The organism is Streptomyces sp. TOM-9, from assembly GCF_056858595.1.
In genome coordinates this window covers 9,520,434-9,534,610 of the sequence record NZ_JBXEQB010000001.1, presented here as the reverse complement: position 1 = coordinate 9,534,610, position 14,177 = coordinate 9,520,434, and the positions used below count along the sequence as shown (strand labels likewise).

At 67.9% G+C, this 14,177-nt stretch carries 11 protein-coding genes and 5 pseudogenes; 9 read left to right on the top strand and 7 right to left on the bottom strand.

The genetic code is table 11. The features are described 5' to 3' along the window. Positions 1-137: 137 nt before the first annotated feature. Complete coding sequence (locus AC1VWI_RS43505; protein ID WP_499508795.1) at positions 138-437, top strand: transposase; 300 nt, start codon at positions 138-140, stop codon at positions 435-437. Continuing rightward, a complete protein-coding gene (locus tag AC1VWI_RS43500; RefSeq protein ID WP_499508794.1) occupies positions 434-1,321 on the top strand; it encodes an IS3 family transposase in 888 nt (295 codons plus the stop codon). The genes AC1VWI_RS43505 and AC1VWI_RS43500 overlap by 4 nt, the downstream gene beginning before the upstream one ends. A gap of 30 nt (positions 1,322-1,351) precedes the next feature. Here AC1VWI_RS43500 and AC1VWI_RS43495 read toward each other — a convergent pair. Next, positions 1,352-1,543: pseudogene (locus AC1VWI_RS43495) on the bottom strand (hypothetical protein); the annotation flags it as partial. A gap of 72 nt (positions 1,544-1,615) precedes the next feature. Between AC1VWI_RS43495 and AC1VWI_RS43490 the strand changes: the two are divergent. Next, entirely contained in the window at positions 1,616-1,915 is a 300-nt protein-coding gene (locus AC1VWI_RS43490) for a transposase (protein ID WP_499508795.1), read from the top strand. Then, positions 1,912-2,799, top strand: a complete 888-nt coding sequence (locus tag AC1VWI_RS43485; RefSeq protein WP_499508794.1) for an IS3 family transposase — start codon at positions 1,912-1,914, stop codon at positions 2,797-2,799. Before AC1VWI_RS43490 ends, AC1VWI_RS43485 begins: the two co-directional genes overlap by 4 nt. 41 nt (positions 2,800-2,840) lie before the next feature. On the opposite strand, the pseudogene AC1VWI_RS43480 reads toward AC1VWI_RS43485, so the two are convergent. Further along, positions 2,841-3,200: pseudogene (locus AC1VWI_RS43480) on the bottom strand (hypothetical protein); the annotation flags it as partial. Between the two features lie 188 nt (positions 3,201-3,388). Further along, positions 3,389-3,853: pseudogene (locus AC1VWI_RS43475) on the bottom strand (IS5 family transposase); the annotation flags it as partial. Between the two features lie 415 nt (positions 3,854-4,268). On the opposite strand from AC1VWI_RS43475, the gene AC1VWI_RS43470 reads away from it, so the two are divergent. Then, positions 4,269-5,525 (top strand): IS110 family RNA-guided transposase, encoded by a 1,257-nt coding sequence (locus AC1VWI_RS43470; RefSeq protein WP_499517060.1) that lies wholly within the window; start codon positions 4,269-4,271, stop codon positions 5,523-5,525. A 22-nt stretch (positions 5,526-5,547) separates the two neighbouring features. Here the strand turns inward: AC1VWI_RS43470 and AC1VWI_RS43465 are convergent. Continuing rightward, a pseudogene (locus AC1VWI_RS43465) lies at positions 5,548-5,889 on the bottom strand (transposase); the annotation flags it as partial. A gap of 147 nt (positions 5,890-6,036) precedes the next feature. On the opposite strand from AC1VWI_RS43465, the gene AC1VWI_RS43460 reads away from it, so the two are divergent. Both AC1VWI_RS43460 and AC1VWI_RS43455 read left to right on the top strand, forming a co-directional pair. Further along, positions 6,037-6,420, top strand: a complete 384-nt coding sequence (locus AC1VWI_RS43460) for a Ku protein (protein ID WP_499516544.1) — start codon at positions 6,037-6,039, stop codon at positions 6,418-6,420. Between the two features lie 273 nt (positions 6,421-6,693). Then, entirely contained in the window at positions 6,694-7,665 is a 972-nt protein-coding gene (locus AC1VWI_RS43455; RefSeq protein WP_499516543.1) for a TIGR03557 family F420-dependent LLM class oxidoreductase, read from the top strand. A gap of 116 nt (positions 7,666-7,781) precedes the next feature. Here the strand turns inward: AC1VWI_RS43455 and AC1VWI_RS43450 are convergent. Both AC1VWI_RS43450 and AC1VWI_RS43445 read right to left on the bottom strand, forming a co-directional pair. Beyond that, positions 7,782-7,961, bottom strand: a pseudogene (locus AC1VWI_RS43450) (IS256 family transposase); the annotation flags it as partial. 63 nt (positions 7,962-8,024) lie between these two features. After that, positions 8,025-8,480, bottom strand: coding sequence for an HD domain-containing protein (locus AC1VWI_RS43445; RefSeq protein WP_499516542.1), 456 nt, complete (start codon positions 8,478-8,480; stop codon positions 8,025-8,027). Between the two features lie 335 nt (positions 8,481-8,815). On the opposite strand from AC1VWI_RS43445, the gene AC1VWI_RS43440 reads away from it, so the two are divergent. Continuing rightward, positions 8,816-9,376, top strand: a complete 561-nt coding sequence (locus AC1VWI_RS43440) for a hemerythrin domain-containing protein (protein ID WP_499516541.1) — start codon at positions 8,816-8,818, stop codon at positions 9,374-9,376. 266 nt (positions 9,377-9,642) lie between these two features. Here the strand turns inward: AC1VWI_RS43440 and AC1VWI_RS43435 are convergent, their stop codons facing one another. Then, on the bottom strand, positions 9,643-10,740 hold the full coding sequence (locus tag AC1VWI_RS43435) for a hypothetical protein (RefSeq protein WP_499517059.1): 1,098 nt from the start codon (positions 10,738-10,740) through the stop codon (positions 9,643-9,645). Positions 10,741-11,150: 410 nt separating this feature from the next. Between AC1VWI_RS43435 and AC1VWI_RS43430 the strand changes: the two genes are divergently transcribed. Next, positions 11,151-13,400 carry a catalase gene (locus AC1VWI_RS43430; RefSeq protein ID WP_499517058.1) on the top strand — a complete coding sequence of 750 codons (2,250 nt, stop codon included), beginning with the start codon at positions 11,151-11,153 and terminating at the stop codon, positions 13,398-13,400. Positions 13,401-14,177: the final 777 nt, after the last annotated feature.

Sequence of the window (14,177 nt, the reverse complement as noted above, 5' to 3'; positions counted from 1 at the left end):
GAGACGTGCGCAGGCCTACCTGGACGAGTGCATCAGGTGGTGCCAGTCCGGGGTGGCGGGCAATTGAGGTGAAGCTTCCCCTCGATCGTGGACACCTGGAGACTGGGATCTTGAGGTTCCAGAGGAAGTAGCACCAGGTGGGAAGTAAGTACACGAAGCGTTACACCGAGGAGTTCAAGCGGGATGCGATCGCGCTCGTTGATTCCTCGGGCAAGACGGTCACTGCCGTCGCTCGGGAACTCGGCATCAGCTCCGAGTCCCTGCGCGGCTGGTACCGCCGGGCGAAGGCAGACCAGGGCGAGGGCAAGTCCGGTGAGCTGACCAGCGCCGAGCGCGAGGAGCTCAAGCGGCTGCGCAAGGAGGTCCGCGAACAGCAGCAGACGATCGAGATCCTGAAAAAAGCGACGGCCTTCTTCGCGAAGGAGAACGACCGGTGAGCGAGCTGTACCGGTTTATCCACACGGAGAAGGCGAACTATCCGATCATTCTGCTGTGCCGGGTGCTGAAGGTCGCCCGGTCCTCCTACTACGCCTGGTGCGAGGGCGAGGCCGCCCGCCGTGCCAAGCGGGCCGCCGACGACGCACTCGCACACGAGATCACCGTGGTGCACATCGCTTCCCGGCACACCTACGGCGTCCCGCGCATCCACGCCGAACTGCGCCGCCTGGGCCGACGGGTGAACCGCAAGCGCGTCGCCCGCGTGATGCGTGAACGCGACATCCGCGGCGTCACCCGGCGCAGACGGCGTTCGCTGACCCGGCCGGACGCGAAAGCGAAGCCGGCCCCGGACCTGATCGGCCGCGACTTTCATGCCGAACGCCCCGGGACCAAGCTGGTCGGCGACATCACTTACCTGCCCACCGCCGAGGGCTGGCTCTACCTCGCCTGCTGGCTGGACCTGGCCACCCGCGAAGTCGTCGGCTACGCCATGGCCGACCACCACCGCGCCGAGCTGGTGGTCGACGCTCTCGACATGGCGCACGGCCGAGGCGGACTCGAGCCCGGCTGCGTGGTCCACAGCGATCGCGGCAGCGAATACACCTCGACCCAATTCCGTGAGCGCATAGGGAGGTTGGGGCTGCGGCAGAGCTGCGGACGCACCGGATCATGCTTCGACAACGCCGCCGCGGAGAGCTTCTGGGCCCTGCTCAAGGAAGAGATCGGCACCCGCACCTGGCCCGACCGGGCCACCGCCCGCGCCGAGGTCTTCTCCTTCATCGAGACCTTCTACAACCGCCGCCGCCTACGCAAGCACCGCACGTTCGGCTACCTCACCCCGGCCGAGACCAGGCAACGTCAGCAGCACACGCTCGCGGCATAACGATCACGTGTCCGAGATCACGGGGAAACTTCAAGGAGCGATCGATAGGGCCCTTTGCCACATGCCCTGGACCTGCTGAGAGGGGCGCTGCTGTTCGTTGTGGACTGCGTTGAGGATGAGCAGCCCTCCCGTCAGAGCCGGTACCGCCCACTGCATGACGGCCAGGTGTCGCTGTGCCTTGTCGGTTTCGATCGGGTGCTTGGCCGCCTTCTCCGCATCTTCGGAATGAAGCTTCCCCTCGATCGTGGACACCTGGAGACTGGGATCTTGAGGTTCCAGAGGAAGTAGCACCAGGTGGGAAGTAAGTACACGAAGCGTTACACCGAGGAGTTCAAGCGGGATGCGATCGCGCTCGTTGATTCCTCGGGCAAGACGGTCACTGCCGTCGCTCGGGAACTCGGCATCAGCTCCGAGTCCCTGCGCGGCTGGTACCGCCGGGCGAAGGCAGACCAGGGCGAGGGCAAGTCCGGTGAGCTGACCAGCGCCGAGCGCGAGGAGCTCAAGCGGCTGCGCAAGGAGGTCCGCGAACAGCAGCAGACGATCGAGATCCTGAAAAAAGCGACGGCCTTCTTCGCGAAGGAGAACGACCGGTGAGCGAGCTGTACCGGTTTATCCACACGGAGAAGGCGAACTATCCGATCATTCTGCTGTGCCGGGTGCTGAAGGTCGCCCGGTCCTCCTACTACGCCTGGTGCGAGGGCGAGGCCGCCCGCCGTGCCAAGCGGGCCGCCGACGACGCACTCGCACACGAGATCACCGTGGTGCACATCGCTTCCCGGCACACCTACGGCGTCCCGCGCATCCACGCCGAACTGCGCCGCCTGGGCCGACGGGTGAACCGCAAGCGCGTCGCCCGCGTGATGCGTGAACGCGACATCCGCGGCGTCACCCGGCGCAGACGGCGTTCGCTGACCCGGCCGGACGCGAAAGCGAAGCCGGCCCCGGACCTGATCGGCCGCGACTTTCATGCCGAACGCCCCGGGACCAAGCTGGTCGGCGACATCACTTACCTGCCCACCGCCGAGGGCTGGCTCTACCTCGCCTGCTGGCTGGACCTGGCCACCCGCGAAGTCGTCGGCTACGCCATGGCCGACCACCACCGCGCCGAGCTGGTGGTCGACGCTCTCGACATGGCGCACGGCCGAGGCGGACTCGAGCCCGGCTGCGTGGTCCACAGCGATCGCGGCAGCGAATACACCTCGACCCAATTCCGTGAGCGCATAGGGAGGTTGGGGCTGCGGCAGAGCTGCGGACGCACCGGATCATGCTTCGACAACGCCGCCGCGGAGAGCTTCTGGGCCCTGCTCAAGGAAGAGATCGGCACCCGCACCTGGCCCGACCGGGCCACCGCCCGCGCCGAGGTCTTCTCCTTCATCGAGACCTTCTACAACCGCCGCCGCCTACGCAAGCACCGCACGTTCGGCTACCTCACCCCGGCCGAGACCAGGCAACGTCAGCAGCACACGCTCGCGGCATAACGATCACGTGTCCGAGATCACGGGGAAACTTCAGAACGAGTGGAGGAGGCGAGCTCCAATTTCTTGCCCAGGACGCGGCTGTAGGCCGTGGCAGCCAGTGCCGCTCCGGTCAGAACGGTTTTGGCCAGGGTGGAGGCGGCGACGCCCTGCTGGGCTACGACCCGGGCGGCATTGACCGCAAGCAAACCACTGCTGCCTACGAGGTGGGCGCCGATCGCAGAGGCGTTCACCGGGGTCCACTTTGACCAGCCGGAGGCAGCGATCCGGGTGGTGGACTCCCATGTCCCACCCTCGGTCCTAGCTGCGCCGTTCAGCCCGACCGCGCCCATCAGCGAACCGCCGAACCATGCGGCCAGTCCTATGTCATGCAAGCTGCGCAGCACGGTATTGCGTTCGGACATCGCTCGCTCCCAGGTAGCAGGGCATCGACAGGCCTGCCGATGCCTCCCACCGTGGCCCCCAGCGATGTCGCTTGCCATTCCAGGTAGTACGAACGGGCCATCCAAGCGCGCTCGCCCCGCGTGTTGGTAGTTGCCTGCGAAACAGGACGACCTTCCGTGTATGGCCACCAATGCGCTTACTGATCGTTTCAGAATGACGTGCGGAGTCGTCGGAGGCAGATAATGCTGCAGGCGAGTTCCAAGAGGCCCTGGTGGAGGTCGGCGCGGCGTTCGTAGCGGATCCGCAGTCGTTTGAACTGGTGAAGCCAGGCGAAGGTGCGCTCGACGACCCAGCGGGTCTTGCCCAGGCCGGAGCCGTGGGCGACGCCGCGCCGCGCGATGAGCGGCTTTATGCCGCGCTGCCACAGCAGCCGGCGGTACTTGTCGTAGTCGTAGCCCCGGTCGGCGAACAGGCGCTTGGGCTTGCTCCGCGGACGTCCCCGCAGACCCCGTATTCGCGGGATCGCGTCGAGCAGCGGCATCAGCTGCGTGACGTCATGCCGGTTCCCGCCGGTCACGGACACGGCCAGCGGGGTGCCGCGGCGGTCGACGATCAAGTGGTGCTTGGAGCCGGGGCGTGCCCGGTCGACCGGCGAAGGCCCGACGTGATCCCCCCTAGTCCAGTGCGTAAGCAGACGGCCCAGGACCATGCAACGACCCGGGGCAGCTGCTCGCACAGGACAGCGAATGCCTGGATCCCCCTGGCCGTCAAGGCCTCCTCAAAGAGCGGCATCGCTGTCCGCGGTGATGACGCGGGCGCCGGGCTTGAGGCTTGCGCCAAGAGCGGCGAGCCCGGCGTCTCCGTGGTCACCGCGAAACTCGCATGGACTGCTCGGACGTTGATCGTCACGGCGCGAGCCCGCTCCAGGGTCGACCTCTTGTTCATCCGCGAGCCCACGAGCTCTGCAGAAGATCGAGCCCCTGGAGTGCGCTGGTGTCGCGAACGGCTACTGAGATGGCGGACCAACGAGTCCTTGGATTAGGGCGCCGCGTGACCCGCATGTGCTCGTGACCTGCATAAACGGACGGATCTTGGAGGACCGCTTGACCGTGTTCTGTGGCATCGACTGGGCAGAGCGCCACCACGACGTCGCCCTCGTCGACGAAGCCGGCACTCTGCTCGCCAAAGCCCGTATCACCGACGACGCGTCCGGCTACCACAAGCTCTTGGCGCTCCTCACCGAACACGGCGACAGCCCCGAAGACCCGATACCGGTGGCCATCGAGACCAGCCACGGCCTCCTGGTAGCGACCCTGCGCACCGGCAGCCGCCGTGTCTTCGCGATCAACCCGCTCGCCGCCGCTCGCTACCGCGACCGCCACGGCGTCAGCCGCAAAAAGTCCGACCCGGGCGACGCCTTGGTCTTGGCGAACATCCTGCGCACCGACATGCACGCCCACCGACCCCTGCCGGCCGACTCCGAACTCGCCCAGGTCATTACCGTCCTGGCCCGAGCCCAGCAGGACGCCGTCTGGACTCGGCAACAGGTCACCAACCAGGTCCGCTCGCTCCTGCGCGAGTATTACCCTGCTGCTCTGCTGGCCTTCCAGGTCAAGCAAGGCGGTCTGACCAGAGCTGACGCCCGCGTCATCCTCACTCTGGCGCCGACTCCGGCCAAGGCCGCGAAGCTCACCCTCGCCCAGCTGCGGGCTGCCCTCAAACGCAGTGGCCGCCTCCGCAGCGGCGACGCGGAGGCCGAGCGGCTCCGGGACGTCTTCCGCGCTGAGTATGCCCACCAGCTCCCCGGTGTCGAGGACGCCTTCGGCCACCAGCTCCTGGCCCTGCTCAAGCTGCTGGACGCCGCCTGCCAGGCCGCGGACGATCTCGCGGAGGCGGCCACAGCCGCCTTTCACCAGCACGCCGACAGCGAGATCCTGCTCAGCTTCCGCGGCCTGGGGCCCATGCTCGGGGCCCGCGTGCTCGCCGAGCTGGGCGACGACCGGGCACGGTTCCCCGACGCGAGGGCGCTGAAGTCGTACGCCGGATCCGCGCCCATCACTCGGGCCTCCGGCAAGAAGCGTTTCGTCGGCCGCCGGTTCGTCAAGAACAATCGCCTCATCAACGCCGGCTTCCTCTGGGCCTTCGCCGCCCTCACCGCCTCACCGGGAGCGAACGCGCACTACCGGCGCCGACGCGAGCATGGTGATTGGCATGCCGCCGCACAAAGGCACTTGCTGAACCGCTTCCTCGGCCAGCTCCATCACTGCCTCAAGACCCGACAGCAATTTGACGAACAGCACGCCTTCGCACCGCTCCTGTCACCCCCAACCGAGCAGGCGGCTTGACTTCATAGCCCCCTGAGATGTCTTTGAGGGCTCTGACATGGGAGCCATCAATCGCGCAGTCGTCCATCTCGAGCAAGCCGGTCTTGCGTAGTTCGGCAAGGAGCTCCGCGTGCAGTCGGGGCCAGACACCGGCTTCAGTCCAGTCCCGCAGTCGGCGCCAGGCGGTAACGCCCGAGCAGCCCACCACGCCGGCGGGCACGTCCCGCCAGGCCACCCCCTTGCGCAGCACGTACACAATGCCCGCCAGTGCAACACGGTCAGGCACCCGAAGCCGACCTGGGTGCCGGTGCCTTCGCTCGGGTTGCGGCGGCAGCAGCGGGGCTACGCGCTCCCACAGGTCATCCGGGACAAGATCATCAGACACCCCGCAGACCTTGCCGACGAAGATCATTAACATCCAGCCGACACGCCGACCTCATTCTGAAACGATCAGTTAGGGCTTCGCCTGCGACTCCAGCCAGTCGGCGCCCCGCCCACCGGGGCCGAGGAGCGTCCTGACGGCCGCGCCGTCGTGCTCCGCTATGAGGACCTGGCCGCGCTCGCCCTTCCGACCAAGCGCACGGTCGATGTCCTGGGGTTCGTCGATGAGCGCGGCGCCGACCCGGTGCTCTACTCGCGCCGGTACTGGGTTGGGGCCGCAGGCGAGCAGGACCAGCGGCCGTATGCGCTGCTGGTGGAGGCGCTGGCCCAGCGGGCGCGATCCATTGACCGAGAGCCTGTGCCAGCCTTCGCGCCGCCCAGTATCCGCCCGCGTGATCGCACCCCGAGCGGCTCCTTACCTCGGAACACTCGACGACGGTCGCCCCACTGCCAGAACCCGAGTCCCTTCCTGAGCGTCGCCATGACCACCGGACCTCGCTCACAGCGCGCGCCAGCACGCGAGAAACGCGCATGATGGGAATACGGACGTTGCCCGGAACGTGCCCAGCTTGGACCTGCGGGCCGTGCTGGAACCGCCCGCAGGTCGTTAGCGACGCCGGTTGAGATGTCCAGCCCGCCCAAAGTGCCGTGCCTCAGGCGCTCCGACGGAGCCCTTGCAGCCAGCAAGTCGTTGACGGCGATGTCTCAACGTGGCCCAGGGCCACGTTGTTGCTGCGCAGCATCGAGGCGACATCTTGCGCGCCGAATCGCTCGTCGCCTGATCATCAACCTGTAAGAAGGAAACGCTATGACCACCTACGGATACTTCCTGTCCTCGGAGGAGTTCGCCCCCGCGGAACTGCTCGACCAGGCACGCATGGCCGAGCAGGCCGGTTTCCAGGCGCTGGCCATCTCCGACCACTTCCATCCTTGGAACGACGAGCAGGGCGAGAGTTCGTTCGTCTGGTCCATGATCGGTGCGTTGTCACAGGTGACGTCGCTGCCGATCACCACTTTGGTTACCTGTCCCACGGTGCGTCTTCATCCGGCGATCAACGCCCAGGCCGCCGCGACAGCGGCCGTGCTTACCGAGGGCCGATTCCGTTTCGGTCTGGGAAGCGGTGAAGCACTCAACGAGCACATTCTCGGCGACGCTTGGCCCGAGGCTGCTGAGCGCCTGCAGATGCTCGAAGAGGCCGTGCAGATCATCAGGAAACTCTCCACAGGAGAACGCGTCACGCACCACGGCACCCACTACACCGTGCAGAACGCCCGCCTCTACACCATTCCCGCCGAACCGGCTCCGCTTTACATCTCAGGCTTCGGGCCCGAAGCCGCCGCGCTGGCCGGCCGCATCGGGGACGGCTTCGTCACAATGAAACCCGATACGACGCTGGTGGAGCAGTTCCGGCGGGCCGGAGGCGGAAACAAGCCGGTCATCGGCGGACTGAAGGTCTGCTGGGACACCGACCGAGCGCGCGCGGTGAAAACCGTGCACCGGCTGTGGCCCAACGAGCAGCTTCCGGGCGAGCTGGCCCAGATCCTCCCCACCCCGGAGCACTTCGAGCAGGCCGCCACCCTCGTCACCGAGGACATGATCGCCGACGCCATCGTCTGCGGCGACACCACCAACGACCATGTCGAAGCGATCAGCGCCTACCCTCAGGCCGGCTTCGACGAGGTCTACGTGAACCAGATCGGACCCGATCAAAAGCAGTTCTTCGACTTCTACCGCGCCGAGGTCCTTCCCAGGCTGCACGCTGGCACGTCCACCGGTTGAGTTCTCCGCAGGGCGCGTGCCCTACTTTGCATCGTCGCAGGCGCGATATGTTCGCGTCGCTGACCGATGGACGAGTTGGTGCACTTCGGAGCTCGACAGGGCGTTGTAGCTGGTCGGATCTGCCGCCACATCTCGCGGGTGGAAGGCAATGAAGGCAAGCAGACGGTGCTGGCCGCATCCGGTGCTCGGGTGCCTTGGAAAACTTCGTTCCAGGACACCAGGGGGTGCTGAATCTGGGCCTGGACGGCGTCGGCATGGGGCTGCTCGAAGACCGTCCGAAGTAGCGCGGCTACCCACCCAGTCGGCTACCCACCCAGTCATGCGGCATCATCAAACGGTTAGCGCAGGGCGACGTGCCGTTACACGTCGCCCGCTGTCAGGCCGAGCAGCCGCCTCAGCCTCGCGTACTTCTCCTCGAGCTGGCGCCGGGCGGGTTCGTCGATCAGGGCGAGCCGGGCGGGGTCAGCGTTATGCGCGAGGTCGGCTTCCTTGATGAGGCGAGCGCCCGGCACGGCAAGGATTCGCCGCACGTATGATTCGTCGCTTTCCCCCGGTCGCTTGGTCATGGCGTCGACCAAGTCCTTCACGTGCTGGGAAAGCTCCGCGAGGACAAGCCACTCTCTCGAGAGCTTCTCGTCTTCGATCGTGTCATGCAGCCAAGCGGCGGCAATCTGCTCGTCCGAGCCGCCCCGCTCCCTGACTCCGTCAACCACGGCCTGGACGTGCTCCAAATAGGGCCGTCCCGACTTGTCCACCTGGTGCGCGTGGGCTTCGCGGACAATCCCCTCGATTTGCACGAGCGTAAGGTCCGGCATAAGTACAACTCTACGAGCACCGGCCCAGGGGTGCCCGGAGGAGAACGCACGCGTCTGATCTACCGGCCCAACGGCCGGGTGGATCCGGCGCCAAGGAGCCGGGGGGACTGTCACCGTAGTTCGCCGCCGCAGCCAGCTCCCGGGGCCGGGAAGACGCTAGCCGCCGCCCAGGCACTGGGCTGCACCGCAGCCGACATATCCCGTGGTCTCCGCGGCGGCCTCGACAGAGCATCGTCGTCCGAATGGCTGACAAAGGGGGCGTGCCCGCCTAGGGACCGGGAAGCTGCCTCCAAGAGGAACGTCGACCGGACACCTACCTGGAAGGGAGTCACGTGATGGGTCACGGCGGAGATGTCATCGCAGAGCTCACGGCCGACCACCGCGAGGTGGAGGAGTACTTCGCCCGTCTGGGGGCCCTGCCCGCGGGCGACAAGGAACGCCGGAACGTGCTCGACGAGGTCACCATCGAGCTGGTACGGCACTCGGTGGCCGAGGAGATGTACCTGTACCCGGCCGTCCGCAAGCACCTGCCCGGCGGGGACGCCCTGGCCGACAAGGAGATCCAGGAACACGCCGAGGTCGAACAGGTCCTCAAGGACCTGGAGGACGTCGACATCGACGACCCCCGCTTCGACCGGATGGTGCAGAAGCTGGTCACCGACGTCACCGAGCACGTCCGGGAGGAGGAGCAGCAACTCTTCCCGAGTCTGGCGCAGGCCTGCACGCCCGAGCAGCTCAACGAACTCGGCGACCAGGTCCGGCGGGCCAAGAAGCTCGCCCCGACCCGCCCGCACCCCAGCGCCCCGGACACCCCGCCCGGCAACAAGCTCCTGGCACCGGGAACCGGGCTGGTGGACCGGGCACGCGACTTCATCACCGGCCGCGGCCGCTCCTGACATGCGTGGGCCGTTCCGGCGGTCGCCCGCCGGAACGGCCCACTGGTCTGTCGCTTCCCGCAGTCGTTCGGTGGCGGCCCGATGGCCCCTGCGATAACCACGGGGGAATCGGGAGCGGGGTGATCGCTAGCTCCCATGATTGGCGTCGTCCCGCGGAGGGTTGGCTTTGTTCACGAGAACGGTGAGAACGGACAGCAGATGTTCACCACTTCGGGAGGCACCGCTGTCCGGCGCTGTTCGATCGGTAACGGCACCCTGGCAGTCCGCTAGAGGAGGCCGGTGCGTATGTGCTGCGTGAGGTTCTCGGTGATCTCGTGTAGCCATGGGGTGCGGACGGCGGGCAGCCGGGTCAGGGTTCGCTGGAAGACTTCCCAGTCGATCTGGAACACGTCATGGACACTCGGCGTGGGCGGGTCGTCGCGAAGGACGCCGTCGGGTATTGGACCCGATGCGGGGACGGACAGCTGTGGCTCAGGGAAGACCAGCCGGAGCCACACCCCGAACGGCAACGGGACCAAGTATGGCGGAGCGTCCGGGGTCCATGTCATCCCGGTCTGCGGGTGGGACGGCACGAGGAGGATGTCCGCGTCAGCGTTGCGGGCCGGATGTCCCGGTCCGGCTAGGACGGCGCGCCGCGTCGGCCGGCCAGCTGGCAGCAGGGTGTCGAGGGCGCGTTGGAACATCTTTGCGGTCAGGCCGTCCTGAACGGCTATCGCCCGGCCTTCAGAGGCCACCAGGAGGTGGGCCAGCGCCTGTCCGGCTGCCGCCACCCACTGTGGGCTCCAGTGCCACCGGTCGCTCGCCCGGAACGGCTCTCCCCACGGGGCGATCGGCTCGGACGGGGGCACGCCCGCCCCCTCCGCGAGCAGGTCCGCCCAGGACAACAGCCCGGCGTCGGAGCCTGCCACGGGAAGGCGGCGCACGGCGTTCGGGGCGAGCCAAACAGCCTGCCAGAGCGAGCAGTCGTCGATCCTGCTCGCCACGAGAAGACCGCATGCAGCGCAGGCCATGTTGGGGCCGTCACCCCCGTCGAATCCGCAGCAGGCGCCGCCGCGCTTCTCCGGGATCAGCACAGTGCCACGGGCGTCTCCCGGTGCGATGACGACCGCGCCAGCCGCGCCTTCGGACAGGGCGTGGACCGGCGCGTAGATGCCGCGGGCAGCCGCCTCGTCCGGATCGATCCTCTCCCACCTTCGCCACAGCGGCCCCCAGGGCTCCAGTTCCACGGCGAACGTCCCCGATTCCATGAGCACCGGGAGCTGAAGTCCGTTCCCGTACTTCTGACGAGCGTGGGCCGGCAGGGCAACCTGGGACAACGGGGCGGTCAGTTCGGCGCCACACCGCACACAGACGAAAACGAACAAACGTCCTCCGCTCGGGAACAGGGGGGCATCGTCGCAGCTCCATGGCAGACCGACCAACGTATTTTCAATTCGCTGTGGGGCCGAGGGACAGCCACGATGCCGAGCATCACCGTTCGAATCCTCGGCGGGCTCTGATGCCTCCCTAAGTGGTGAACATCTGCTGCCCGTTCTCGTGGACAAAGCCAGAGGGCGCAAGGCCTTGCATCACGCCCACCCGCCGAACCCGCACCACCTGCGCAGCCTGCACCCGGGGGGACATCCGCCGCGAACGGCGGACATCCCACGCGGCGCCGTTTGTCCGCGAGCGGCACCGGTTACCCGCAGGCGACAGGGTTTCCGAGGACGAGCAGGAGAGCGCCGTGAGCAACGAGCCGGGCCCGATGAAGAAGATCGTCGACAAGGTCATGGACATGGGCGCGGAGCTCACCCCCGCGGGACGGGCGGACATCCCCGGCGTGCCCGCGAGCATGCCTCCCACGGTGGAGGAACCGGTCGAGCCGCACGCACCGCTGCCCGCCAAGCCTGACCAGGGCGTTCCCACCCCGCTCAGCGCGACGGGCCGCACGGACGGCCCGTCCAAGACGGTCCGGGCGCAGGACGGCCCCTTCCTCACCAACGCTCAGGGCGCACGTCTACCCGACACTGACCACTCGCTCAAAGCAGGCCCGCGCGGGCCGGTGCTGCTGCAGGACCACCACCTGCGCGAGAAGGTCATGCACTTCGACCACGAGCGGATCCCGGAGCGCGTGGTGCACGCCCGGGGCGCTGCGGCGCACGGCGTCTTCCGTGGCTACGGAACGGCCGCCGAGGTCTGCAAGGCGGCCTTCCTCGCCAAGGACGTCGACACGCCGGTCTTCGTGCGGTTCTCCACCGTCCTGGGCTCGCGCGGTTCGGCCGACACCGTCCGCGACACCCGCGGGTTCGCCACCAAGTTCTACACCTCCGAGGGCGTCTTCGACCTGGTCGGCAACAACATCCCGGTGTTCTTCATCCAGGACGCGATCAAGTTCCCGGACGTCATCCACGCCGGCAAACCGCACCCGGACCGGGAGATCCCGCAGGCGCAGAGCGCCCACGACACCTTCTGGGACTTCGTGTCCCTGCACACCGAGGCCACGCACCACACCATGTGGAACATGTCCGACCGCGGCATCCCGCGCTCCTTCCGCACCATGGAGGGATTCGGCGTCCACACCTTCCGCCTGGTCAGCCCCACCGGCGCCACCACCCTGGTGAAGTTCCACTGGAAACCCAAAGCCGGCGTGCACTCCCTGGTGTGGGAGGAGGCGCAGATGATCAGCGGCATGGACCCCGACTTCCACCGCCGCGACCTGGCCGACGCCATCGAGGCGGGTGCCCACCCCCAATGGGAGCTGGGCATCCAGACCTTCCCCGACACCCCGGAACAGACCTTCCAGGGGATCGACCTGCTGGACCCGACGAAGATCGTCCCCGAGGAGCTGGCGCCGGTGCAGCCCGTCGGGCTGCTCACCCTGAACGCCAACCCCACCAACTTCTTCGCCGAGACCGAACAGGTCGCCTTCCACGTTGGCCACCTCGTGCCCGGCATCGACATCACCGACGACGCCCTGCTGGCCGGGCGCCTCTTCTCATACCTCGACACCCAGATCACCCGGCTGGGCGGCCCCAACTTCCCGCAGATCCCGATCAACCGGCCCCACGCCCCGGTCAACGACATGCTGCGGGACGGCTTCCACCAGGACGCGGTGCACACCGGTGTGGCTCCGTACAAGCCCAACTCCCTGGACGGCGGCTGCCCGTTCTTCGCCGGCGCCGAGGACCACGCCTACATCGAGCACCCCACCCCGATCGCCGCCGCCGCGAAGGTGCGCGAGGCACCGGCCTCGTTCGACGACCACTTCAGCCAGCCCCGCCTGTTCTGGCTCAGCATGAGCCCGGCCGAACGGGAACACATCGTCGCCGCCTACACCTTCGAGCTCGGCAAGTGCTACGAGCAGGCCATCAAGGAACGCACCCTGATGGTCCTGGCGAACATCGACCCCTACCTGTGCCAGCAGGTCGCCCAGGGCCTGGGCCTGCCCGCCCCGCAGGCCTCCGAGCCGCTCGCCGACGTACAGCCCAGTCCCGCGCTGTCGCAGATCGGCAACACCTGGCCGACCGCCGGGCGCGTCATCGGCATCGTCACCGACGGCACCGGCGACCTGGGCGTCGTGGACGTCGTGCGACGCTCCGTGCTGGCAGGCGGCATGGTCCCGCTGCTCGTCGCGCCCACCGGCGGCACTCTCACAGGTGAGGGCGCCGATCCCGTGACCGTGCAGCGCAGCTTCGCCACCGCCCGTTCCGTGGAATTCGACGCCCTGCTGCTGGCCGGGGCCCCCGGACCGGCTGCCGACGCGCAAGGCGGCCGGGACGCCAAGGCAGGGGCCCCGGCTCTCGCCGCCGTACCCGTGGACCCGCGCATCGTGCTGATGCTCCAGGAGGCCTACCGCCACGCGAAGCCGATCGGCGGCTGGGACGACGCGGAGCCCGCATTGCAGGCGTCCGGCATCGCCGCCGATGCGCTCGGCGTCGTCACCGGCTCCGACGGCGAGACCGTGCTGCGCGACATCACCGCGCTACTGGGCGCCCACCGCGTATGGGACCGGTTCCCGGCCCCGTCCGAGAGCGGCGCCACCTGAGCGGCCACATGCGGCCCTGAAGACCCCCTCCCCCAGCCTGCTCCGTTCCGGCTGAGGGAGGCCCAGGGAGTACGTGTCGGTGACGACGCCGCCAAGGCGCTGCTTGACGTGACGGTGGATGTAGCCGACGCCCTGCATGAGCGCCAGGTCGTAGTCGCCGTAGCAGCATGATGCGCAGACCGAGGCGTGACCGCAGCCGCACACAACAATGAGCTGGCTCCCGCTACACCACCACGGACGGAAACCAGCTCATTGGGGCTGAGGGCCGCGAGGGATCACGGCCCTCGGGACGGCGCTGTTCACTTACTCCAGAATGCGCCCAGAGCGGGTAATCGGCATGCCGCTCGGCTCGGACGGACGGTACGCGGCAGCTCCGGCAACTCAACCTGACCTAACGACCAGGTCGGCCGGATCTCCGCGCGCGGGCGGGTTGACGATGACGGATGGCTCATTGGTGGCCATGGCCTCAGCGAGTCTCGCAGGGGATGCGGGTGCATCCTGGGAGTGCGGCCCCGCCACCCTCCTTCCTGGAACAGCATCCGGCGGGGTCGCCCATGGACGCGGTCCCGCCTGCCTTTCCTTGGCTCTGGTGGGGCGGGGCCGCTCAGGCGCCCGTCTGGTCGTGCGGGGTTCATGCTGCGGCTGGGCGGGCCCGAGCCCGCGGCCTCGTCGACCCTCACCGCACACTCGCGGCGAGGCCGCTCTCACCCGTATGCACACCCAGCTAGCGCCGACTCCCTGCCTGGCTCAACCTGGGCGCAGTGCATGAGGGATCGT

Bases quoted from the DNA above. Each gene is read 5' to 3' on its own strand.
- AC1VWI_RS43440 (WP_499516541.1), top strand. From the start codon at position 8,816: ATGGGTCACGGCGGAGATGTCATCGCAGAGCTCACGGCCGACCACCGC.
- AC1VWI_RS43445 (WP_499516542.1), bottom strand. From the start codon at position 8,480: ATGCCGGACCTTACGCTCGTGCAAATCGAGGGGATTGTCCGCGAAGCC.
- AC1VWI_RS43430 (WP_499517058.1), top strand. From the start codon at position 11,151: ATGGGCGCGGAGCTCACCCCCGCGGGACGGGCGGACATCCCCGGCGTG.
- AC1VWI_RS43455 (WP_499516543.1), top strand. From the start codon at position 6,694: ATGACCACCTACGGATACTTCCTGTCCTCGGAGGAGTTCGCCCCCGCG.